General features: G+C 72.5%; 19 protein-coding genes and 1 pseudogene. 9 read left to right on the forward strand and 11 right to left on the reverse strand.

Features of this window, described 5'->3' with window-relative positions; genetic code table 11:
• Nucleotides 1-31: 31 nt before the first annotated feature.
• The 3 genes from AB0I68_RS21040 to AB0I68_RS21050 all read right to left on the reverse strand — a co-directional run bounded on the left by AB0I68_RS21040 (nt 32) and on the right by AB0I68_RS21050 (nt 3,122).
• Nucleotides 32-1,729: an NAD(P)/FAD-dependent oxidoreductase gene (locus AB0I68_RS21040; RefSeq protein WP_363178843.1), complete on the reverse strand. Its 1,698-nt coding sequence runs from the start codon at nt 1,727-1,729 to the stop codon at nt 32-34.
• Nucleotides 1,730-1,780: 51 nt separating this feature from the next.
• Nucleotides 1,781-2,581 carry a carbon-nitrogen hydrolase family protein gene (locus AB0I68_RS21045; RefSeq protein WP_363178845.1) on the reverse strand — a complete coding sequence of 267 codons (801 nt, stop codon included), beginning with the start codon at nt 2,579-2,581 and terminating at the stop codon, nt 1,781-1,783.
• A gap of 169 nt (nt 2,582-2,750) precedes the next feature.
• Nucleotides 2,751-3,122, reverse strand: coding sequence for a hypothetical protein (locus AB0I68_RS21050; RefSeq protein ID WP_363178846.1), 372 nt, complete (start codon nt 3,120-3,122; stop codon nt 2,751-2,753).
• 472 nt (nt 3,123-3,594) lie between these two features.
• Here AB0I68_RS21050 and AB0I68_RS21055 point away from each other — a divergent pair, with 472 nt between their 5' ends.
• The gene (locus AB0I68_RS21055) at nt 3,595-4,320 is read left to right on the forward strand and encodes a GNAT family N-acetyltransferase (protein ID WP_363178943.1); all 726 of its coding nucleotides are present in this window, start codon (nt 3,595-3,597) and stop codon (nt 4,318-4,320) included.
• 67 nt (nt 4,321-4,387) lie between these two features.
• Here the strand turns inward: AB0I68_RS21055 and AB0I68_RS21060 are convergent, their stop codons facing one another.
• A complete protein-coding gene (locus AB0I68_RS21060; RefSeq protein ID WP_363178847.1) occupies nt 4,388-5,542 on the reverse strand; it encodes an acyltransferase in 1,155 nt (384 codons plus the stop codon).
• A 185-nt stretch (nt 5,543-5,727) separates the two neighbouring features.
• Here AB0I68_RS21060 and AB0I68_RS21065 point away from each other — a divergent pair, with 185 nt between their 5' ends.
• On the forward strand, nt 5,728-6,042 hold the full coding sequence (locus AB0I68_RS21065; RefSeq protein WP_363178848.1) for a WhiB family transcriptional regulator: 315 nt from the start codon (nt 5,728-5,730) through the stop codon (nt 6,040-6,042).
• Nucleotides 6,043-6,261: 219 nt separating this feature from the next.
• Here AB0I68_RS21065 and AB0I68_RS21070 read toward each other — a convergent pair whose 3' ends face one another.
• Both AB0I68_RS21070 and AB0I68_RS21075 read right to left on the reverse strand, forming a co-directional pair.
• Nucleotides 6,262-6,717, reverse strand: coding sequence for an Lrp/AsnC family transcriptional regulator (locus tag AB0I68_RS21070; protein ID WP_007262967.1), 456 nt, complete (start codon nt 6,715-6,717; stop codon nt 6,262-6,264).
• 10 nt (nt 6,718-6,727) lie between these two features.
• The gene (locus AB0I68_RS21075) at nt 6,728-8,182 is read right to left on the reverse strand and encodes an amino acid transporter (protein ID WP_363178849.1); all 1,455 of its coding nucleotides are present in this window, start codon (nt 8,180-8,182) and stop codon (nt 6,728-6,730) included.
• A gap of 447 nt (nt 8,183-8,629) precedes the next feature.
• Here AB0I68_RS21075 and AB0I68_RS21080 point away from each other — a divergent pair, with 447 nt between their 5' ends.
• From AB0I68_RS21080 to AB0I68_RS21110, 7 genes and pseudogenes are all read left to right on the forward strand, one after another.
• Nucleotides 8,630-9,643 (forward strand): GDSL-type esterase/lipase family protein, encoded by a 1,014-nt coding sequence (locus AB0I68_RS21080; RefSeq protein WP_363178850.1) that lies wholly within the window; start codon nt 8,630-8,632, stop codon nt 9,641-9,643.
• Between the two features lie 109 nt (nt 9,644-9,752).
• Nucleotides 9,753-10,805, forward strand: a complete 1,053-nt coding sequence (locus AB0I68_RS21085) for an SCO0930 family lipoprotein (RefSeq protein WP_363178851.1) — start codon at nt 9,753-9,755, stop codon at nt 10,803-10,805.
• Between the two features lie 119 nt (nt 10,806-10,924).
• A complete protein-coding gene (locus AB0I68_RS21090) occupies nt 10,925-11,746 on the forward strand; it encodes a LytTR family DNA-binding domain-containing protein (RefSeq protein ID WP_363178852.1) in 822 nt (273 codons plus the stop codon).
• A 195-nt stretch (nt 11,747-11,941) separates the two neighbouring features.
• Entirely contained in the window at nt 11,942-12,217 is a 276-nt protein-coding gene (locus AB0I68_RS21095) for a hypothetical protein (protein WP_327282445.1), read from the forward strand.
• A 119-nt stretch (nt 12,218-12,336) separates the two neighbouring features.
• The gene (locus tag AB0I68_RS21100) at nt 12,337-14,127 is read left to right on the forward strand and encodes a cation acetate symporter (RefSeq protein WP_363178853.1); all 1,791 of its coding nucleotides are present in this window, start codon (nt 12,337-12,339) and stop codon (nt 14,125-14,127) included.
• Complete coding sequence (locus tag AB0I68_RS21105; protein ID WP_363178854.1) at nt 14,124-15,359, forward strand: histidine kinase; 1,236 nt, start codon at nt 14,124-14,126, stop codon at nt 15,357-15,359. The genes AB0I68_RS21100 and AB0I68_RS21105 overlap by 4 nt, the downstream gene beginning before the upstream one ends.
• Nucleotides 15,360-15,372: 13 nt before the next feature.
• A pseudogene (locus AB0I68_RS21110) lies at nt 15,373-15,855 on the forward strand (ATP-binding protein); the annotation flags it as partial.
• Between the two features lie 717 nt (nt 15,856-16,572).
• Here AB0I68_RS21110 and AB0I68_RS21115 read toward each other — a convergent pair.
• From AB0I68_RS21115 to AB0I68_RS21135, 5 genes are all read right to left on the reverse strand, one after another.
• A complete protein-coding gene (locus tag AB0I68_RS21115) occupies nt 16,573-18,015 on the reverse strand; it encodes a GuaB1 family IMP dehydrogenase-related protein (RefSeq protein WP_363178855.1) in 1,443 nt (480 codons plus the stop codon).
• 150 nt (nt 18,016-18,165) lie between these two features.
• Entirely contained in the window at nt 18,166-19,305 is a 1,140-nt protein-coding gene (locus tag AB0I68_RS21120) for an XdhC/CoxI family protein (RefSeq protein WP_363178856.1), read from the reverse strand.
• A complete protein-coding gene (locus AB0I68_RS21125) occupies nt 19,305-20,630 on the reverse strand; it encodes a transposase (protein WP_363178857.1) in 1,326 nt (441 codons plus the stop codon). Before AB0I68_RS21125 ends, AB0I68_RS21120 begins: the two co-directional genes overlap by 1 nt.
• Before the next feature lie 71 nt (nt 20,631-20,701).
• Nucleotides 20,702-21,349: a TMEM175 family protein gene (locus tag AB0I68_RS21130; protein WP_363178858.1), complete on the reverse strand. Its 648-nt coding sequence runs from the start codon at nt 21,347-21,349 to the stop codon at nt 20,702-20,704.
• A 111-nt stretch (nt 21,350-21,460) separates the two neighbouring features.
• The gene (locus AB0I68_RS21135) at nt 21,461-21,802 is read right to left on the reverse strand and encodes a nuclear transport factor 2 family protein (protein ID WP_363178859.1); all 342 of its coding nucleotides are present in this window, start codon (nt 21,800-21,802) and stop codon (nt 21,461-21,463) included.
• Between the last annotated feature and the right edge of the window lie 4 nt (nt 21,803-21,806).

A 21,806-nucleotide genomic window follows, 5' to 3' on the forward strand; every position in this document is an offset into this window, starting at 1 on the left:
TGGGGCCGCTCCGGGCGGTAGCCGGGGGAGGTCAGTCCTCCGGGAGTTCGACCGGGGCGATCTCGTCGTAGACGTCGCCCGGGCCCGGGTTGGTGCCGTCCGTGGAGCCGCCCAGGTGGTGCATGACGCCCCAGACCGCGTTCAGCGCGGTCTGGACCGCGCCCTCGGCCCAGCCCGCCGTCCAGGAGATGTCGTCGCCCGCGAGGAAGATGCCGCGCTTGTCCTCGGGGAGGCGGTCCTGCATGAAGTGGGTGAACAGGCGCCGCTGGTAGCGGTAGTGGCCCGGCAGGTTGGCCTTGAACGCGCCCATGAAGTAGGGCTCGTTCTCCCACGACACCGTCACCGGGTTGCCGATGATGTGGCGGCGGATGTCGACCTTCGGGTAGATCTCGCCGAGGGACTTCAGCATGACCTCCATCCGCTCGTTCGCGGACAGCGGCAGCCACTTCAGGCTGTCGTCGCACCAGGTGTACGAGAGGCAGATGACGGCCGGCTGGTCCGGGCCGTTGTCCAGCAGGTAGGTGCCGCGGGTCATGCGGTCCGTGAGCGTCATCGACATGACGTCGCGGCCCGTCTCCTCATCCTTGTCCAGCCAGAACGGGCGGTCCACCGGGATGAAGAGCTTCGAGCTCTCCATGTAGTGGGTGCGCTCCATCGCCGTCCAGTGGTCGATCGGGAACAGCGAGTCGTCGCACTCGATCTTGGACAGCAGCATCCACGACTGCGCGGTGAAGATCGCCGCGCGGTACGTGCGGATGTCGCCGGAGGCGTCGGTGACCGTGATGCGGTTGCCGGCCGTGCGGTGCAGGCGGGTCACCGCCGGGCGCGGGGCGCCCTCGTGCAGGGAGGACAGCGAGGTGCCCTGGGCCCAGTGGACGATCTTCTCGGGCTCGCGCTCCCACAGGCGCAGGGGCAGCTGCTGCGAGCCGCCGACAATGCCGCGGTGGTGGTCGTCCGCCTCGGTGTAGACGACGCGGAGGATCTCCAGGATGGAGTTCGGGAAGTCGGTGTCCCAGCCGCCGGTACCGAAGCCGACCTGGCCGAAGATCTCGCGCTTGCGGAAGGACTGGAAGGCCTCGGACTTGCAGAGGAAGCCGTAGAAGGTCTCGTCGTCGAGCTTCTCGACGAGCTTGGCCCAGATCTCGCGGATGCGCGGGACGTCCCGCTCGCGCATCGCGGTGTTCATGTCGGAGAAGTCGGCGCCCTCGTCGAGGCAGGCGTTCCACGCGTCGGCGACGTCGCGGTAGACCTGCGGCAGGTCGGCGATCGTCTCGGCGTAGTGGGTCTCGCCCTTGAGGTCCACGACCGTCGAGGGGGTGGCCTCGGCGAGCGGGTTCGGGAAGGGCTCGGTGACCAGGCCGACGAGGTCGATGTAGTGCTGGAGCGCCGTGGAGGAGGGCGGGAAGCGCATGGCGCCCATCTCCGCGGTCAGGCCCTCGGTGCCGGTGCCCTCGAAGCCGACGGTCCGCAGCCGGCCGCCGATCTGGTCCGCCTCGTAGACGACGGGCTTGAGGCCCATCTTCATCAGCTCGTACGCGGAGATGATGCCGGACAGACCGCCGCCGATGACGGCGACCTCGGTGCCGTGCTCGGTCGCCGGTATCTGGCCCAGGCCCGCCGGGTGGGCGAGGAAGTCGTCGTACGCGTACGGGAAGTCCGGGCCGAACATGGTGATCGGCGGCTGTCCGTCGCTGTGCGGGACGGCGGTCGTGGGCACCGTGGACGTCATGGGGTACGGCTCCTTGCGGGGGCGGGGCAGGGGGGAGGGCGCTGGCAGGGCTCAGACGAGGGAGGCGTAGAGCCCGGGGCGGCGGTCGCGCAGGTACGGGTTGGTCTCGCGCGACGCGTGCAGCAGCTCGGGATCGGCCTCGCCGATCACCAGCTCCTCGCCGCGGCCGGCCCGGGTCCGGGTCACCCCGTCGGGGCTCGCCAGGCAGCTGAGTCCGACGAACTCGAACTCGCCTTCCGGACCGGTGCGGTTGACGTACGCGATGTACATCTGGTTCTCGAAGGCCCGTACGGGGACGAGCTGTTCGGCGACGAACTGGAACGGGTGCATCTGCGCGGTCGGCACCAGGAGGAGGTCGGTGCCGGCCAGCGCGTGGGCCCGGACGTTCTCCGGGAACTCCACGTCGTAGCAGATCATGACGCCGATGCGGAGGCCGTTCAGGTCCGCCTGGACGACGGGGGTGTCGCCGGGCGTGAAGGCCTCCTGCTCGAAGCAGCCGAACAGGTGGGTCTTGCGGTAGTTCGCCAGCCGGACCCCGTCCGGGCCGACGAGCTGGGCCGCGTTGTACACGGTGTCGCCGTCCCGCTCCGGGTAGCCGTACAGGACGGCGACCCCGTGGCGGCGGGCGATCTCGCCGATGGCGCGGGCCGACATGCCGTCGGCCGCCTCGGCGAGGGTGGCGATGTCCCGGACTTCCAGCGCGTAGCCGGTCAGGAACATCTCCGAGGTCACGAGGAGCCCGGCCCCCGCCCGTGCGGCGCGGGCCGCGGCCTCGTCGAGCGCCTTCAGGTTCTCGGCGGTGTCGCCGAGCCGTCCGGAGCTCTGGAGGAGGGCGGTGCGCAGCGGGGGCATGGGCGTACCTCTGTGACAGGAGTGCTGGGGGTCCTCTTGAAGGTACGTTCGGGCGTTCGACCCCGACAAGCCGTGACCGTTGCGCTCCGCGCATCGATTCGTTGCGTGTTTCGGGGCGCGGCCGGAGATTCGTTGCGCGGGGCCCCCGTGGTTCCGTTTGCCCGGGGGTCTACGTGGCAGCGCGGAAGGCCGGGTGGGCGCGCAGTCGCCGCAGGTCGTCGAGGATATCGCCCGTGTCGTTGCCGACGATGCGGCCGCTCCAGGTGTCGCACAGGGCGGGGACGGCCAGCGTGCCGTCGTAGTGTCCGGCGGACTCGTAGGCCCGGCGCAGCGCGGTGTACGAGGCGGGCGGGCCGAGCAGGGTGGTGGCCACGGAGCGCTCCAGGCCCAGCCGGGCGAGGGCGGCCGAGACGCGCACGGAACGCGGACAGCCGGCGGACAGGTAGAGGCGGTAGCGGTGCGGTACCGGGGAGAAGCCGGAGCCGATGCGGCCGCGCAGGACGGGGGCCGGACCGGTACGGGGCAGGACCATGTGGAGCATGACTCTCCTGGGGCAGGCGCGCGAAGGCGTGGCGGACGTCCCGGCGGCGCGGCGCGCGCCGGGTCACAGGGGCCGTGCGGGAAGTCGTACGCGGCGTGGGCGGCGTGCGGCGGCGGATGCGGCGTGCGGCGTGCGGCGGCGGATGCGCCGGCGGCGCGGGCGCTGCGGGGAGGCCGTGCGCGGCGTACGGGAGGATCGGTCAGGCGCTCGGGCGCGATGCGCTGCACACGCGCAGGAGGTCGATGTGCAGGCGCCGGGTCAGCCACCAGCGGCGGAGGATCTGCGCCTCCGCGACCGCCGTCCTGGCCATCACCACCGGCTCCGTCCCGCCCTTGGGGCATAAATCCGCCCGCGACGGACGCTGACTCGGGTGACCGTCGTCACCAGCAGTCTCGTGGCGGTGCGCTGGGCCGTCAAGAAGGTGGTGGACGGCGGCCTGTGCCCGCTGCCGAGGGAAGGAGTTCGCCACCCCATGTCGCCCGACACCGACACGGCCGCACCCGGCCGCGTACTCGACGTACTCGACAATCCGGTCTGGGCCGCGCTGAACGGCCCGAGCAGTGCCTTCGCCGAGACCGGGCCCCGGGGCCTGGCGGCCCGCTACGTCGCGGCGGCCTCGCCGTTCGCCGCGCTCGCGGACCCGGACGACCCGCACGCCTGGGCCGATCTGGCCGCGCTGGCCGGGCCGGGCGCGACCGTCTGGGTCACCGGGCTGCCGACGCCGCCCGCGGGGTGGACGACGGAGGCCTCCGTACCGGGCGTGCAGTTGGACGGCGGGGCGGTACGGGCCGAGGCCGCGCCCGAAGCGGTCCTGCTGGGGCCTGCCGACGTACCGGAGATGCGGGAGCTGGTCGACCTCACGAAGCCGGGGCCGTTCCTGCCGCGCACCGTCGAGCTGGGCACGTACCTCGGGATCCGGCACGAGGGCCGGCTCGTCGCGATGGCGGGGGAACGGATGAGGCCGCCGGGCTGGTCGGAGATCAGCGCGGTGTGCACGCACCCGGACCACCGGGGCAAGGGGCTCGCGGGCCGGCTGGTCCGGGCGGTGGCGGCCGGGATCCGGGAGCGCGGCGAGCGCCCGTTCCTGCACGCGGCGGCGGACAACACGGGAGCCATCGCCCTCTACGAGTCGATGGGATTCACCCTCCGCCGCCGCCCGTACTTCATAGGCGTGCGTACCCCGGAGCAGCAGGTCTGAGGGTGCGCCGGTGCCCCGCACCGTGGGGTGAGGGCGGTCCGTACGGGCCGCCCTCACCGCGCTGTCGCTAGCCGCCCGCCGGGGCGCCCGAGTGGTGGCGGGCCGACTCCAGGGCGCGCCGGAGCCCGCGCTTCAGGAGTGCGGAGAGGGGGCGTTCGAGGAAGCGGTGGACCAGCCAGGCGGCGAGGACCATGCCGAGTGTCATCACGGTGACCAGCGCCCACGGCGAGAGGTGGTGGCGGAGCAGCCGGATGCCCGTCCAGCCGATGTGCTCGTGGAGCAGGTAGAGCGGGTAGGTCGTCGCTCCGGCCACGGTCAGCCACTTGCCGCGCACCCAGGAGAGCCGGCCGAGGGCGAGCAGGAGCATCACCAGGTAGCCGAGGGTCATCAGTGCGATCGCGGGCTTGGCGTCCATCGTCCGGCCGAGGCTGCCCGCCAGGTTGTCGTTGTACAGGCTGACCTGGCGGACCGAGAACAGCCACGAGATGCCGACGATGCCCCACAGCAGCAGGGTCGGCCGGAAGCGGTGCATCAGGTACATCGCGACACCGGCGATGAAGTACGGCGAGTACTCGGGCATGACGATGTAGTCGGCGAAGGGTGCCCGCCCGGCCGTCACCAGTACCGAGGCGATCGTCCACAGCGCGCAGAAGAGGACCACCCGGCGGTAGGTCACGCCCTTCCACACCACCAGGGCGAAGAGCAGGTAGAAGCGGATCTCGACCCAGAGCGTCCAGTACACGGCGTCCACCGAGCCGACGCGGAACGACTCCTGCAGCATGGTGAGGTTGAGCAGTACGTCCTTCATGCCCAGCGGGTGCAGGACCACCGGCCAGAGCGTGACCACCGCGGTGGTGGCCAGCACGGCGAACCAGTACGCGGGATAGAGACGGACCACGCGGGACGTGAAGAAGTCGCCCAGGCTCCGCCCCCAGCTGCTCATGCAGATCACGAAGCCGCTGATGACGAAGAAGAACTCGACCCCGGTCCAGGTGTACGAGGCCAGCCACGATGCGGTGGGGAAAACCACGTCGACCGGCTTGGCCCAGGCGTTCTTCGCTGCCTCGGAACTGCCGCCGAACCCCACGTAGTGGTGGAAGACCACCATGAGCGCGGCAAGCAGGCGCAGCCCGTCCAAGGCCTCCAGCCGTGGGCGGGGCGCGGCGGACGCGGGGGGCGGAGCAACCTCGCGCCTCGGGCCGGGTACGAGGTGGTTCAGCATGCGGCAGATGCTACTGAACGCCATCGCGCGGCAGCGGCCTGCACTTGGGGATCGCCCGGTTTGGGGTTGTTCGGGGCGCTGTCCGGTGGCCGGATTCACAGAACGGATCGCCTCCGGCTCGGCAGCGGGGATTACACGGGCGGGGAGCGGTCAGACGCGTGGGTAATCCACGGAAAGGAAATGCCATGACCGACGTCTCACATCTGCCCGGCGCAGCACACCATCACTGGCAGTGGCAGCTGCGGGCCGCCTGCCGGGATCTGGGCACCGGCCGGTTCTTCCATCCGGCCGGTGAGCGGGGCGAGGAGCGGGAGGACCGCGACGAGGCCGCGAAGCGGGTCTGTGCGGTCTGCCCCGTGCGCGCCGCATGCCTGGAGCACGCGCTGCGGACCCGCGAGCCGTTCGGGGTGTGGGGCGGGCTGACGGAGGAGGAACGCCGGGCCCTGCTGGGGCCGGCCGGCCGCACCGATGCGGCGCGCGTGAGCGCCGGGCACCGCTGAACGCCGCCCGCGGGTCCCTGTGAGCCGGCCTGGTAGGGCCTGCGACGCGGCCGGGCGGGCCTCCCGTACGTGCCCGGTGTGCGGGCCTCGCTTACGGCCCCGCCGTGGCGGGCCCTTGCGGCGGTTCTGCCGTGCGCGCCCGTACGGCAGAACCGCCCGTGGACGCGGCTGCGCCCCGGCATCGTGATGCCGGGGCGCAGGGTTGTCCGGGGTGTGCGGTCAGGCCGGCGCGCCCGAGGTGAAGCGGCGGAGCAGCGGGGAGAGCACGAGCACCGACTTGGTGCGCTCCACGAAGGGCTCGCCCGCGATGCGCTCGAGCACCCGCTCGAAGTGCCGCATGTCGGAGGCGAAGACCTGGACGAGTGCGTCCGCGTCGCCGGTGACGGTCGACGCGGACACCACCTCGGGATACCGCTCCAGCCCCCGCCGGATGTCGTCCGGCGAGGTGTTGTGGCGGCAGTAGATCTCGATGAAGCCCTCGGTCTCCCAGCCCATGGCGGCGGGGTCGACACGGACGGTGAAGCCGGTGATGGCTCCCTCGGCCCGCAGCCGGTCCACGCGCCGCTTCACGGCCGGGGCCGAGAGTCCGACCTCGGAGCCGATGTCCGCGTAGGAGCGGCGGGCATCCTCGGCGAGGGCGTGCACGATGCGTTCGTCGAGATCGTTCAGTCGCACTGCGGGTGGATCACTTCTCTGCCGTGGCCAGTCGGGAGCGGCGAATGCCGTACAGGAAGTAGACCACGAGGCCGACGGCCATCCAGACACCGAATGCGACCCACGTCGCGGCCGGCAGGCTGTACATCATGTAGGCGCAGGCGAGGAAGCCGAGGATCGGCGTGACCGGGAACCAAGCCACCTTGAAGGTGCGCGCCATGTCGGGCTTGGTGCGGCGCAGGATCACGACGGCGACGTTGACGAGGGCGAAGGCGAAGAGGGTGCCGATGCTGGTCGCGTTGGCGAGCTCACCCAGGGGGATGAACGCCGCGAGCGCGCCGCAGAACAGGGAGACGATCACCACGTTGGCGCGGGGGGCGCCGGTCTTCTCGTCGACCTTGGCGAAGACCTTGGGGACGAGGCCGTCACGGGACATCGCGAAGAGGATGCGGGTCTGGCCGTAGAGGACGGCGAAGACGACGGAGAAGATGGCGACGACGGCGCCGGCGGCGAGGACGACGCCCCAGAAGCTGTCACCGGTGACGTTGGTCATGATCTGGGCCAGCGCGGCCTCGGTGCCCTCGAAGTCCTTCCAGGGCAGGGCGCCGACGGCGACGAAGGCGACGAGCACGTACAGGATGGTGACGATGCCCAGCGAGAGCATGATCGCGCGGGGCAGGTCCTTCTTCGGGTTCTTGGCCTCCTCGCCGGCGGTGGAGGCGGCGTCGAAGCCGATGTACGAGAAGAAGAGCGTGGAGGCGGCGGCGCTGATGCCGGTGACGCCGAGCGGGGCCAGCGGGGTGTAGTTGCCGGACTTGATGCCCATGACGCCGATGCCGATGAAGAGCAGCAGGGTGACGATCTTCACCCCGACCATGATCGAGTTGACGGTGGCGCTCTCCTTGGCGCCGCGCATCAGGAAGACCATGGCGAGCAGGACGACGACCAGCGACGGCAGGTTGATGAAGCCGCCCTCGCCCAGCGGCGCCGAGACGGCCTGGGGAATCGTGACGCCTATGGTCCCGTCGAGCAGCTCGTTGAGGTACTGGCCCCAGCCGACGGCGACCGCCGCGACGGACACGGCGTACTCCAGGACCAGGCACCAGCCGCAGATCCAGGCGATGAACTCGCCCATGGTGACGTACGAGTACGAGTACGAGGAGCCGGAGACCGGCACCGATCCGGCCAGCTCGGCGTAGGAGAGGGCCGAGAAGAGCGCGGTCAGGCCCGCGATGATGAAGGAGATCGTCACGGCCGGGCCGGCCTTGGGGGCCGCCTCGCCGAGCACGACGAAGATGCCGGTGCCCAGGGTGGCGCCGACGCTGATCATGGTCAGCTGCCACATGGTGAGCGAGCGGCGCAGGGTGCCGCCCTCGCCCTGACCGCCCTCCGCGACCATCTGCTCGACCGGCTTGCGGCGCAGCAGAGGGTTCACGGGCTTGCGGGGCTCGGTGGCGAGCGGTGGCGCCTGGCCGGTTTCGAGCACGAGGGGACTCCTTTGACACTGCGGATGGGGACTGAGGCATCGACCGCAGCGGTCCGGAGCAGGACACAGACATGAGCCTGGGCATGGGGAGGACCGCCGAGCAGGCGGTCCACGCCACTCCACGTACAGCGAGTGAGCCTACGAGCTGAGTGATACCGCCCGTAATGCACCATCCTTGCACATTGCCGCACGATCGTTGCGCGGATCTGTCCTGGATGGTCCTTTGTTGCGCACGGATGATCGATCAGTGCGCACGACGCCCTGACCTCCACCATTGACACTTCGTCAGATCCGCCGCAGCATGCCGCCGGGGCCGGCCCGATCGCACAGGTGCACCCCGCGGCGGTGGAACCGGGCCCGCGCGGGGTACGGGTGAACGCGGTGGCACCGGGGGGCTGCGGACCCCCCTCCGGCACCGGCTCCCCACCTGACGACCGGAGGCGCGCAGTGAACGCCGAGAGCACCGCCACGCACTGGCTGGACCCGGGGCCGTTCCTGCGCGGAGTCGCCTGGCTCGACAAAGGGCGCCCGGTACGGGCCGACCCGGCGGACAGCATGCGGCTGCCCTGGGACACCGGCGAGCGGGCCACCCTCCCGATAGGGGTGCGTCTGGAGTTCACGGCGCACGCGGCACACGCGGTGGAAATCCGCTACCGGGCGACCGTGCCCGGCCCCACCGACGCGCTGCGCGACCTCGCGCACGGCTTCGCCCTGTGGGACCGCCACGGGGTGGTCCGGGAGGTGTGGACCGAACCGGCAGCGGAAGCCGTCGTACGCATCGAACTCCCGGGCGGGCCCGGCCCGTTCACCCTCCACCCGCCCGAGGGGCAATCCCCGCTGATCCTCGGGCTGCGCGGGGTCGGCGGGGCCGTGGCCCCGGCGCCGCCCGCACCCCGCTGGGTGGTGCACGGCGATTCGATCACCGAGGGCTGGTGGTCCACCCGGCCCGCCCACGGCTGGCCCGCGGTCGCCGGCCGGGCGCTGGGCTGGGACACCGTCAACCTCGGGTACGCGGGCGCCGCCCGCGGGGAACTCGCCACCGCCGAGCAGCTCGCCGGGCTCCCGGCCGATGTCCTCACCCTCGCCTTCGGCACCAACTGCTGGTCCCGCGTGCCCTTTTCGGCGCCCCTGCTGTACGAGACCACGCGGGCGTTCCTCGACCTGGTCCGCCAGGGGCATCCCCGGACCCCGCTGCTGCTGGTCTCCCCCGTGCTGCGGCCCGACGCCGAGCGCACCCCGAACCGGCTCGGCGCCACCCTGGGGGCCCTGCGCGATGCGATGGAGCGGGCCGCCCTCGACCGGATCGCCGCCGGGGACGACCGCCTCGCCCTGCTGCCGGGCCGCGACGTGCTGGGTCCGGAGCACCTGGCGGACGGACTGCACCCCGATGACACCGGACACCAAGTACTCGGCCTCGCTGTGGTCACGGCTCTGCGGCGCGCCGGGTTCGGTACGGGATGAGTGAAACAGCCCACACGAATCTCCTTGAACAGATCGACCCCAACAGGGCGTGTCCTTCACACAGTTGCCGACGCACCGGGGACGGGCGGCGGACACGGAGACACCACACGTGGGAGAGATCAAGATGGGCATCAAGCGCGGAACCACCCTGGCCGCCGTGGCAGTCGTCGTCACCCTCACCGCGACGGCCTGCGGCGGCGGGGACTACGCCAAGGGAGGGGACGCGAAGCCGGCCGGGGCCGCGTCCGCGGCCCCCGCTTCCGGAGCCGGCGACTACGGCTCCGACTACGGCGCGGGATCCACGGCCGGTGCGGGAGACGCCGCCGGTGCGGGTGCCAAGGGCGCCGGGCAGCTGGCGATCGCCCAGAACGAGCAGATCGGCTCCGTCCTCGCCGACAGTGCCGGCTTCACCCTCTACCGCTTCGACAAGGACACCGCCAAGCCGCCGAAGTCCAACTGCGACGGGGACTGCGCGAAGGCCTGGCCCGCCGTCCCGGCCGGCGACGCCACCGCTGCCACGGGCATGGACGCTGCGCTGCTGGGCGAGGTCGTCCGCACCGACGGCAGCAAGCAGCTGACCGTCGCCGGCTGGCCGGTGTACCGCTACAGCAAGGACACCAAGGCCGGCGAGACCAACGGGCAGGGCGTCGGCGGCACCTGGTTCGCCTTCGCCCCCGACGGCAAGAAGGCCGCGAAGGCGGCGGGAGGCTCGGGCGCCGCTCCCGCGACCGGCGCCACGCCCGCGACCGGCGCCGCTCCCGCAACCGGTGCCACGCCCGAGGCGGGCGGCGCGCAGCCGGCCCAGGGGGCTCTGACCGTGGCCAAGGACCCCAAGCTCGGCGAGCACATCGTCGACGGCAACGGCATGACGGTCTACCGCTTCAAGAAGGACACCGCCTGGCCGATGGCCTCCAACTGCACCGGCGACTGCGTCGCCAAGTGGCCGGTCGTGCCCCCGGTGGACAAGGCGAACGCCAAGGGCATCGTCGAGAAGGGCTACTCGGTGCTCAACCGCCCCGACGGCATGAAGCAGCAGGCCATCGACTGCTGGCCCGTCTACACCTTCACGGGTGACAAGAAGGCCGGCGACATCAACGGGCAGGGCGTCGGCGGCACCTGGTACGCGGTCTCCCCCGACGGCAAGCTGATCACCACCTCCTGATCGCCACCTCCTGATCCCTCCTCCCCCACTCTCGAGCCGCGCGGCCCCCTGCCCCCTCCCCCCGGCAGGCGGGCCGCGCACCGTTTCGCCGCGGCGCACTCGTCCATAGACTCCACCGCATGCTGCGCGTACTGGCCGTCGACGACGAGAAGCCGCTCCTCGAGGAACTGCTCTACCTGTTGCGCTCCGACCCCCGGGTGCTCAGCGCCGAGGGCGCCTCGGACGCCACCGAGGCCCTGCGGCGGATCACCCGGGCCCTGGAGACCGGCCCGGACGGGCCCGAGGGCATCGACGTGGTCTTCCTCGACATCCACATGGCGGGGCTGACCGGCCTCGACATCGCCCGGCTGCTGGCCGGCTTCGCGCAGCCGCCGCTGATCGTGTTCGTCACCGCGCACGAGGGGTTCGCCGTACAGGCCTTCGACCTCAAGGCCGTGGACTACGTGCTCAAGCCCGTCCGTCCGGAGCGGCTGGCCGAGGCCGTCCGGCGGGCCTGCGCCCAGCTCGGCCGGGCCGCCGCGCAGCCGGCCGAGCCCGCGGAACCGGCCGGCCCGGCCGTCCCGGTGCAGCGCCGCCCCGCCCCCGAGGTCACCGTCGCCGACCGCACCCCGGACCAGATCGCCGTCGAACTGGGCGGCGTCACCCGGTTCGTGGCGATCGCCGACATCGCGTACGTCGAGGCCCAGGGCGACTACGCCCGGCTGCACACCGACGAGGGCAGCCACCTGGTCCGCATCCCGCTCTCCACGCTGGAGGAGCGCTGGGCGCCGCGCGGGTTCGTCCGCATCCACCGCCGCCACCTCGTGGCGCTGGGCCGGATCGACGAGCTCCGGCTGGACGCCGGCACCACCAGCGTCCGTGTCGGATCCGCGGAGCTCCAGGTCAGCCGCCGCCACGCCCGGCAGCTGCGGGACCTGCTGATGCGCCAGGCGACCGGATAGCCACTCGGCCGACCGGTGGCCGCGGCGACCGTCCGGCGTGCGGGGGCGCCGTTCGTCGCACCGCGAGGGGCGTACGGCGCCCCACCGCTGCCGTCGGTCGCAGGGCGGGCGTCAGCGCCCGCAGCCGGCCCGGCCCGCACCTATCGTGGAGCCGCCGGTCCGGAAGGAACAGGCCGGAACGAGCAGGGGGTGCGGATGGCCGAGATCCAGGCGCTGCTCGACGCGCTGGCCGTACTGCCCCGGACCCGGCCCGCCGGCCCCGCCGAGGCCGAGGTGCTGCTCGCCCGGCTGCGCAGCGCCGCCGCGCGCTGGGCCGACGTACTGTACGAGGCCAACGAGGGGGTCCGGCAGCAGCTGCCGCCCCGCGCGGAGGCGGCCCTGACACTGGCCTTCCGGCGCGCCGAGGACTCGTACGTGGAGCTGGAGATCGCCCTGCGGGACTGCGCCGAGCATCGCGACCCCGCGCGCTGACCCACCTGTTTCGGCCGGTGGGAGCCCTCGGGATCGGCCGGGATCACGCCTGTTGCCCGGTCCGCGGGCGTGCGTAGACTCCGGTACCCCCTCCTCCCCCGTGCCGAAGGGACCGACCGTTGAACCAGACGTACGCGCTGACCGCGGTCACCGTCGTCGTCCTGGTCACGGTGCTGGTCGGCGCGCTGGGCCTGCGGATATCGCGGACCACCTCCGACTTCTACGTCGCCTCGCGGACGGTGGGTCCCCGGCTCAACGCGGCCGCGATCAGCGGGGAGTACCTCTCCGCGGCCTCCTTCCTCGGAGTGGCCGGGCTGGTGCTGCTCCAGGGGCCCGAGATGCTCTGGTACCCGCTCGGCTACACCGCCGGATACCTGGTGCTGCTGGCGCTGGTGGCGGCCCCGCTGCGGCGCTCGGGGGCCTACACGCTGCCCGACTTCGCCGAGGCCCGCCTGGAGTCGCAGGCGGTGCGCCGGATCGCGGTGCTGTTCGTGGTCGGGGTGGGCTGGCTGTACCTCCTGCCGCAGTTGCAGGGCGCCGGGCTGACCCTGGAGATCCTGACCGGGGCCCCGCACTGGGTGGGCGGGGTGGTCGTCGCGTTCGTGGTGACCGCGGCCGTCGCGGCCGGCGGGATGCGGAGCATCACCTTCGTGCAGGCCTTCCAGTACTGGCTCAAGCTCACCGCGCTGCTGGTGCCCGCCTTCTTCCTGCTCGCCGCCTGGGCCGGGGACGGCGCGCCCCGCGCCTCCTTCGACGCCCCGGCGGTCTTCCGCGAGCACACCGCCGTCACGCTCGCCGAGGATGTACGGCTGTCCCTGGACGCGCCCTTGGCGCTGAAGGTCACCGGGCAGGTGGACGGGCGGACCTACACTTCGGCCCCGCTGACGCTGGAGCCGGGGGAGCACTCCGTACGGGCCCGGGCGCGGCTGGAGTTCGCCGCGGACACCCGGGTCCCGCAGACCCGGGCGATATCCGGGCCGGGCGCGTCCCGCTGGTCCGAGCCGCTGGACGGGGGCCGGCCGGCGCTCGGCCTGTACGCGACGTACGGGCTGGTGCTGGCCACCTTCCTCGGCACCATGGGCCTGCCCCACGTGGCCGTGCGCTTCTACACGAGCCCCAACGGCCGGGACGCGCGGCGCACCACGCTGGTGGTGCTCGGGCTGCTCGGCTGCTTCTACCTGCTGCCGCCGGTGTACGGGGTGCTCGGCCGGACCTACGCACCGGAACTCGCCCTCACCGGGGACGCGGACGCGGCGGTGCTGGTGCTGCCGGAGCGGATGCTGGGCGGGGTGCTCGGCGACCTGCTGGGGGCGCTGCTGGCGGGGGGCGCGTTCGCGGCGTTCCTGTCGACGGCTTCGGGGCTGACCATGGCGGTGGCCGGGGTCCTGCACCAGGACGTGCTGCCGGCGCGCGGGGTGCGGACGTTCCGGATCGCGGTGCTGGTGGCGATGCTGGTGCCGCTGGCCGGGAGCGTGGCGCTGACCGACGTGCCGGTGGCGGACGCGGTGGGGCTGGCCTTCGCGGTGTCGGCCTCGTCCTTCTGCCCCCTGCTGGTGCTGGGCATCTGGTGGCGCGGGCTGACCCCGCCGGGTGCCGTGGCGGGGCTGGTCACCGGCGGCGGGGCGGCGCTGGGCGCGGTGCTGGCGACGCGGGCCGGGCTGCCGGCGGCGGGCTGGGCGCACACGCTGCTGGCATGGCCGGCGGCGTGGTCGGTACCGCTGGGGTTCCTGACGATGGTGTTCGTGTCGCTGGCCACCCGGTCGCGGATCCCGGCGGGGACGGCGACGACGCTGGCCCGGCTGCACCTGCCGGAGAGCGTGACCGGGGCGGGGGCGGGACCCGCGACCGGCTCCGGGCCCGGTTCCGGATCCGGTTCCGGATCCGGCGCCCGCGCGGGCGGTGCTCCATGACCGGAGCGGTGCTCGCGGTCCTCGCGGCGGCGGGCGCGGTCCTGCTGCCGGCCCTGGGCTGGGCCGGCGGCCGGTGGCACGCCCGGCGCGGCGAACGGGCGGCCGGCCTCGACCTCGGGACCCCGGTGGAGCGGGCCACCTTCCACACCCTGCACACCGCCTCGCTCGCCGCTCCCCCGCTGCGCGCCGGGCTCACCGAGGACGCCGCCCGCAAGGCCGCCAGACGGCTGCGCTCCCTGCTGGGCACGGAGGCCCTGTGCCTCACCGACCGGGAGGCCGTGCTGGCCTGGGACGGGCCGGGCGCCGACCACCACCAGCGGCGGGCGATGGCCCGGGTCGCCGTCATGCTGGACTCGGGGCGCAGCCAGAGCGTGCGGACCGAGTGCACACGGCCGGACTGCCCCCTGAAGTGGGCGGTGTTCGCCCCGCTCACCGGCGAGGACGGGGTGCTCGGCGCGCTCGTGGCCTACGGTTCACGGGAGTCGGCGGTGCTCGTGCGGGCCGCGACGGAGGTCGCGCGCTGGGTATCCGTCCAGTTGGAGCTCTCGGAGCTGGACCGTTCGCGGACCCGGCTGATGGAGGCGGAGATCAAGGCGCTGCGGGCGCAGATCTCCCCGCACTTCATCTTCAACTCCCTCGCCGCGATCGCCTCGTTCGTCCGCACGGATCCGGAGCGGGCCCGGGACCTGCTGCTGGAGTTCGCCGATTTCACGCGCTACTCCTTCCGGCGGCACGGCGAGTTCACCACGCTCGCCGAGGAGCTGCGCTCCATCGAGCAGTACCTGGCCCTGGCCGGGGCCCGGTTCGGGGACCGGCTGAAGGTGACCCTCCAGGTGGCGCCCGAGGTGCTGCCGGTGGCACTGCCGTTCCTCTGCCTGCAACCGCTGGTGGAGAACGCCGTCAAGCACGGGCTGGAGGACTCCACCGAGGAGTGCCTGATCACGATCGCCGCCCGGGACGCGGGCGCGGAGGCCGTGATCACCGTCGAGGACAACGGGGTCGGGATGGATCCGGCCCTGCTGCGCCGGATCCTGGCCGGGGAGCGGGGTGGTTCCTCGTCGGGCATCGGGCTGACGAACGTGGACGAGCGGATCCGGCAGGTGTACGGGGACGCGTACGGCCCCGTGATCGAGACGGGGGTCGGCGCAGGCATGAAGATCACCCTGCGGATCCCCAAGTACCGTGCGGGCGTGCACAGTTCACCGCCGGGGGAGCAGCTTCCCCGCCACTGATCGCCCCCCGGGCATGCCATCCTGGCGCGGACCGGCCGGTGAGGGTACCCCCTGGCAGCAGCCCGGGGACAGTCTGGGGAGGATCGCCGAGGTGCGGGTCGGGCGTGAACGACTGCGTGACGACTTACGGGACTGGGTGCGCGGCGGCGCACGGGGCCGCGGGGGCCGCCTGATCGTGGAGGGCGAGCCCGGCGCCGGCCGGACCGCCCATGTGCGCGAGGCGCTGGCCGAGGCGGCCGCGCTGGGCTGCCGGGTGCGCTACGGGGCCGCCGACGCCTTCACGGCGGGGCTGCCGCTGCGGGCCGCGCTGGACTGCCTGCACCCCGAGGGGGCCCGCCGGGCGGCCGTGGTCGCCCTGCTCCGGGAGGCCCGGGAGGCGGCGCAGCCCGGCGGGGCGTGGCTTGCGGCCATGGAACTGCTGGTGTCCGGGGTCGAGGAGTGGTGTGCCCAGCGCCCGCTGCTGCTGGTGCTGGACGACCTGCACTGGGCGGACCCGGCCAGCCTGCTGCTGTGGCAGCGCCTGGCCCGGGCGGTGGACCGGCTGCCGCTGCTTCTGGCGGCGACCCGGCGGCCGCTGCCCCGGCGGCCGGAGGCGGAGCAGCTATGCGTCGAGCTGGGCGCGGGGCCGCGCGGGCGCACGGTCCGGCTGGAGCCGCTGACCGGGGCGGAGTCGGCCGAGCTGCTCCGCGGAATGCTGGGCGCGCCGCCCGGGCCGCGGCTGCGGGAGGCCGCCGAGCAGGCGGGCGGCAATCCCCGGCTGCTGCGGGAGCTGACCGCGCTGCGTTCGCGGCCCCGGCGGCCCGCCGCTACAGCGGGCACCTGCTCCTGGCCCGGGCCCTGCTGGCGGAACGCGCGGGCCGCCCGGCCGACGCGGTGCGCGAACTGCTGCCCGCGCTGGCGGACAGCCCGGACGAAGCGGGGGCGTACGAGCGCCCCTGGGTGCTGTCGGAGATCGTCCGCGTGGCCCTGGAGAGCGGGGACACCGCCACGGCCCGGGGGGCGGTGGCGGCCTGCGGGCGGACGGCGGCGGCGCTGCCCGAGTACCCGGGCCCGGCGCTGGCGCTGCTGCGCTGCCGGGGCCGCCCGCGACCTGCGCCGACCGGTCGAACGGCACGCCGAACGGTCCCCGGGTGCACGGGTGACCGTCCCCGGGAACGCCGGTGGCCCCGGGCTCGTCCGCGGAGGACGGGCCCGGGGCCACCGGAAGGGGGAGCTAGCTCCAGCTGGCGTGCAGCGGCTTGCCCTCGGCGTAGCCCGCCGCGGACTGGACACCCACGACGGCCTTCTCCTCGAACTCCGCCAGCGAGCCCGCGCCCGCGTACGTGCACGAGGACCGCACGCCCGCGATGATCGAGTCGATCAGGTCCTCGACGCCCGGACGGGCCGGGTCCAGGAACATCCGCGAGGTGGAGATGCCCTCCTCGAAGAGCCCCTTGCGCGCCCGGTCGTACGCCGACTCCTCCGACGTGCGGTTCTGCACGGCGCGCGCGGACGCCATGCCGAACGACTCCTTGTAGAACCGGCCGTCGGCGGTCTGCTGGAGGTCGCCCGGGGACTCGTACGTCCCGGCGAACCAGGAGCCGATCATCACGTTCGCGGCACCGGCGGCCAGCGCCATCGCCACGTCGCGCGGGTGGCGGACACCGCCGTCGGCCCACACGTGCTTGCCGTACTTCTTCGCCTCCGCCGCGCACTCCAGCACCGCGGAGAACTGCGGGCGGCCCACGCCGGTCATCATGCGGGTGGTGCACATGGCGCCGGGGCCCACACCGACCTTGATGATGTCGGCGCCGGCGTCGATCAGGTCCTTGACGCCCTCGGCGGCCACGATGTTGCCGGCCACGATCGGGACCTGCGGGTCCAGCGCGCGCACGGCCTTGATCGCGCTGATCATCGACTCCTGGTGGCCGTGGGCCGTGTCGATGACGAGCGTGTCGACGCCCGCGTCGAGCAGCTGCTTGGCCTTGCCCACGAAGTCGCCGTTGATACCGACGGCCGCCGCGATGCGCAGCTTGCCGTTGGCGTCGGTGGCCGGGGTGTACAGGGTCGCGCGCAGCGCGCCCTTGCGGGTGAGGAGGCCGACGAGCCTGCCGTCCTCGTCGACGGCCGGGGCCAGCTTGCGGTGGCCTGCGTCGAGCTTGTTGAAGGCCTCGCGGGGGTCGATGTCGGCGTCGATGAGCAGGAGCTCCTTCGACATGACCTCGGAGAGCTGGGTGAAGCGGTCCACGCCGGTCAGGTCGTGGTCGGTGACGACACCGACCGGGCGGCCGTCGGCGTCGACGACGACACCGGCGCCGTGGGCCCGCTTGGGCAGCAGGGACAGCGCGTCGGCGACGGTCTGGGAGGGCGCCAGCGTGATCGGGGTGTCGAGCACGAGGTGGCGGGTCTTCACCCAGGAGATGACGTCGGTGACGACCTCGATCGGGATGTCCTGCGGGATGACCACGATGCCGCCGCGGCGGGCGACCGTCTCGGCCATGCGGCGGCCCGCGATGGCGGTCATGTTCGCCACGACGAGGGGAATGGTGGTACCGGTGCCATCGGGCGAGGAGAGGTCCACACCCTGGCGGGAACCGACCGCGGAGCGGCTCGGCACCATGAACACATCGTCGTACGTCAGGTCGTACGGCGGCTTCTGGTCATTGAGGAAACGCACGTGCTGAACATCCCAGTCGATCGAAGGGTCCGTCTACGGCCTCGACAGGCGGGGCAGCCGAGGAAACGCACGTACTTCATTCTCCCATGGCCCGGCATTAATGCCGCCCGGGCCGATCGTCCAGGACATACCGGGCCCCGTGGTCTGTTCCTACGGGACTTTGGTCCTCTCGCGGTGCACCGGACCGCGGCGCTGCGCCAGGGGGACGACGGATCCGCCGTACCGGACCGCCGTGAACTCGGCGGCGATGGACAGGGCCGTCTCCTCGGGGGTGGCGCCGCCCAGGTCCAGGCCGATGGGTGAGCGCAGCCGGGCGAGTGCGGCCCGCGGCACCCCCTCCTCGCGCAGCCGCTGCTCGCGTTCGGCGTGGGTGCGCCGCGATCCCATGGCTCCCACGTAGCCCAGCGGCAGCCGCAGGGCGAGTGCCAGCAGGGGTACGTCGAATTTGGCGTCGTGGGTGAGGACGCAGACCGCCGTACGGGAGTCCACCCGGCCCGCCTCCCATTCCGCGGCCAGGTGCCGGTGCGGCCAGTCCACGACCACCTCGTCGGCGTCGGGGAAGCGGGCCGGCGTCGCGAAGACGGGCCGGGCGTCGCAGACGGTGACCCGGTGCCCCAGGAAGGCCCCGATCCGGGCCAGGGCGGCGGCGAAGTCGATGGCCCCGTAGACGATCAGTCGGGGCGGTTCGGCGGCCGATTCGACGAGCAGTGTCAGCGGCTGCCCGCACAGCCCGCCCGCCGTGCCGAGTTCGGCGGTCCCGGTGCGCCCGGCCAGCAGCAGGTCCCGTATGCGGCCGGCGGCGGCCCGGTTCAGGGCCGGGCCCCCGCCCAGGCAGCCCTCGTAGGATCCGTCGGGGTGGACGGCGAGGGCCCGGCCGAGCTGCGGCGGCGGGCCGGAGACCACCCGGGCCAGCGCGGCTCTGGCCCCTCCGGCGGCGGCCTCGAGGACGGAGCCGAGGACGGGCCGCACCGGGTCGTGCCCGCGCACCGGGGTGACGAGCACGTCCAGGACTCCCCCGCAGGTCAGGCCGACGGCGAAGGCGTCGTCGTCGCTGTACCCGAAGCGGTGCACGCCCCCTTCGCCGGAGGCGATCGCGTCGAGGCAGAGCTCGTGCACGGCGGATTCCACGCAGCCCCCGGAGAGGGAGCCGAGCGCGGTGCCGCCGGCGTCGACGGCCAACGAGGCGCCCGGGCCGCGCGGCGCGCTCCCGCTGACGGCGACCACGGTGGCCAGGGCGAATTCGCGGTGCGCGGCGCACCACGCGCGTAGTTCCTCGGCGATGTCGAGCATCAGCGGATGTACTCGCGTCTCGCGCTCTGGCCGGGGATCAGCGGCCGCGGCGACAGCACCGGCGGGCCGGTGCGCGCCACGGGACCGGGCGCTCCGGTACGGGACACGGGACCGGCCGTCCCGCCGATCGCGGGCCGTCCGTGGCCGGGGAATCCGTCGGGGACCCGGCCGCGCGCACCGAGCAGCATCGAGGCGTGGGCGACACTCGCGAGCGTGGCGTGGTGGTGCCAGCCACGGAAGGAGCGGCCCTCGAAATCACGGATGCCTACGGGTTCGCAGGTCTCGGTGAAATCGAGGGATACCCGGTCGGTGAGTTTGGCGAGCAGGAAGAGCTGGGCCAGCGGCCGGTCTCCGATGTTGGTGATCCAGAACTCGGAGGGCAGCAGGGCGGCTTCGCTCCAGGCGCCGACGAGCAGCAGCGGGGTGGGCGGCAGGGGTGCGAGCCGGTCCTCGCCGGGGGTGGCGAGGATGGCGGCCGAGGTCAGCAGGGTCACTGCTCCTTCGGCGCGGCCGTGCCGGGTCCATTCGACGACGCGCCGCTGGGAGCGCAGGGAATCGATGAGTTCGCGGGCGGGTGCGGTGTGCGGCCCGGGCTTGTGGCGGCCGGCGCCGCCGAAGGAGACGGGCAGCGAGCCGTCGACCTTGAAGACGAAGGGGATGTCCTGCAGGGCGAAGGACTCGATGCTCTGCGGGATGTCGGTGTTGGCGACCTCCATCACCACGGGCCGGCGCTGGAGTTGCCAGGTGGCGGCCATCCGCTGGACGGCGTGTACGGCGTCCTGGGCGGGGGTGAGCGAGCGGGCGGTGTCGGGGATGCCGGCCCGCCGGCGGCGCAGCAGTTCGCTCGTCCAGGGCCCGGGGAGGGTGAGGGTCCATTCGACGGGGAAGCTGGCCTCGCTGGAGGCGAGCCAGATGCCACTGGCCTGCTGGCAGTTGGCGGTGCGGCCGAGCTGGGGGACGAACTGCCGGCCGACGCCGACCGAGCGGTCACCTGCCTTCTCTATGACCATGGGCTGGACCACCCAGGCCAGCGGGCGCTGGGCAGTGCGCTCGAGGTACTGGGCGAGGGAGCGGCGTACGGGGGTCCAGTCCCAGGGGGACTTGCTGATGAACTGCTGGAGGCTCTGCTCGACGGAACTGGCCCCGGTTCCGGCGATGTTACGGATTGTTTTCTTCCCACTGGTCCGCACCAGGCCGTTGAGATAAACACGGGCCCAGTTGCGCTGGTCCCGCCGGGGTAAGGATTCGAAGAAAAGAGAGATCAGGACGTCGATCAATTCGGAGATTTCCTTGGTGGAATCCTCCGGCAGAACTACGCGAGCCATCTGGGCCTCCCCCGCGACCACTAGATCCAATACCCTACTTGACCGTACAGAACGGCCGTAGGCCCCGGCGGCTACTTCCTGAGGTCGCTGGCAGATTCGAGCCGCTCTTCCTCTACCACGAGGGGGATGGGGATCTGGTTCGCCGCATAGTAGAGCGCGATGAGGAAGTGTGCGGCGAGAGTGAGCGGTGCGGAGAAGAAGGACAGGAGAACGGTCATGGGGTACGCCACGGCGCCGAGGCCGAAGCGTACGCGGGTGGCCCGGGCGCCCTCTTTGTCCACCCGTTCGTGGAAGAGGTGGCCGACGCGGGTGACGTACCACCAGAAGGCCAGGAACGCCAGCGCGTAGGCGACGGTGACCGAACTGTAAAGGATCGCGGCGGCGTTGGCGGAGCCGCCCTCCTCGACGAGGTGCTCGGCGAGCACGGTGGTGGTGTACGGAATCACCGATACCACCATCAGCACCAGGAGATTCAGGAACAACAGCGGCCGGTCCACCCGCTTGAGGTGACTGAAGATGGTGTGGTGGTTCACCCACATCACGCCGATGATGAGGAAGCTCACCACGTATGCGGCATAGTGCGGCCACTGTTCCCACACCCCGTGCCAGAAGTCCGATCCCGTTTCCTTCGGAACCTTTAGTTCCAGGACCAGAATCGTAATGACGATGGCGAATACACCGTCACTGAATGCCTCGACACGCCCGGTTTCGTGTTCCATGACCTCCCCTTTGCCATTCCACCAGCCCCGCCTCGATCTCCGGCGGGGCTTGCACGTGCGGGGAGGGCGCTGCCCTCGCCCTCCCCGCACACGCTACCCAGATATCGGTGGTCAGCCGCCGAAACCGGCGGTCTGGCGCCAGATCCGGCCATCGCGGACCACGAGCGTCCCGAACGCGTGCTCCGGTTCGCCGTTCAGGTTCATGATCGCGCGGTAGAAGATCGTGTCCTCGGTCTCGATGTACTCCTGGAGTTCCACCAGCGTCGGCTTCACCGTCAGGTAGCCCGTGAACGTCTCGCGCACGGCGTCGATCCCGACCGAGACCCCCTCGAAGCGCAGCAGCACGGCGTCGTCGGTGTAGTTCTTCATCACCGCCTCGATGTCCAGTGCGGCCAGGGCCTCCATCTGACGGACGAACACCGGGTGCAGGGTGGAGATGTCGTACTTGGCCATGTCG

This window comes from Streptomyces sp. NPDC050448, from assembly GCF_040655295.1.
Lineage (GTDB): Bacteria > Actinomycetota > Actinomycetes > Streptomycetales > Streptomycetaceae > Streptomyces.

What these genes read in the sequence shown, in the direction of transcription:
- AB0I68_RS21040 (WP_363178843.1), bottom strand. Translation starts at nt 1,729, where the DNA reads ATGACGTCCACGGTGCCCACGACCGCCGTCCCGCACAGCGACGGACAG.
- AB0I68_RS21045 (WP_363178845.1), bottom strand. Translation starts at nt 2,581, where the DNA reads ATGCCCCCGCTGCGCACCGCCCTCCTCCAGAGCTCCGGACGGCTCGGC.
- AB0I68_RS21050 (WP_363178846.1), bottom strand. Translation starts at nt 3,122, where the DNA reads ATGCTCCACATGGTCCTGCCCCGTACCGGTCCGGCCCCCGTCCTGCGC.
- AB0I68_RS21055 (WP_363178943.1), top strand. Translation starts at nt 3,595, where the DNA reads ATGTCGCCCGACACCGACACGGCCGCACCCGGCCGCGTACTCGACGTA.
- AB0I68_RS21060 (WP_363178847.1), bottom strand. Translation starts at nt 5,542, where the DNA reads ATGCTGAACCACCTCGTACCCGGCCCGAGGCGCGAGGTTGCTCCGCCC.
- AB0I68_RS21065 (WP_363178848.1), top strand. Translation starts at nt 5,728, where the DNA reads ATGACCGACGTCTCACATCTGCCCGGCGCAGCACACCATCACTGGCAG.
- AB0I68_RS21090 (WP_363178852.1), top strand. Translation starts at nt 10,925, where the DNA reads ATGCTGCGCGTACTGGCCGTCGACGACGAGAAGCCGCTCCTCGAGGAA.
- AB0I68_RS21095 (WP_327282445.1), top strand. Translation starts at nt 11,942, where the DNA reads ATGGCCGAGATCCAGGCGCTGCTCGACGCGCTGGCCGTACTGCCCCGG.
- AB0I68_RS21105 (WP_363178854.1), top strand. Translation starts at nt 14,124, where the DNA reads ATGACCGGAGCGGTGCTCGCGGTCCTCGCGGCGGCGGGCGCGGTCCTG.
- AB0I68_RS21120 (WP_363178856.1), bottom strand. Translation starts at nt 19,305, where the DNA reads ATGCTCGACATCGCCGAGGAACTACGCGCGTGGTGCGCCGCGCACCGC.
- AB0I68_RS21125 (WP_363178857.1), bottom strand. Translation starts at nt 20,630, where the DNA reads ATGGCTCGCGTAGTTCTGCCGGAGGATTCCACCAAGGAAATCTCCGAA.
- AB0I68_RS21130 (WP_363178858.1), bottom strand. Translation starts at nt 21,349, where the DNA reads ATGGAACACGAAACCGGGCGTGTCGAGGCATTCAGTGACGGTGTATTC.
- AB0I68_RS21135 (WP_363178859.1), bottom strand. Translation starts at nt 21,802, where the DNA reads ATGGCCAAGTACGACATCTCCACCCTGCACCCGGTGTTCGTCCGTCAG.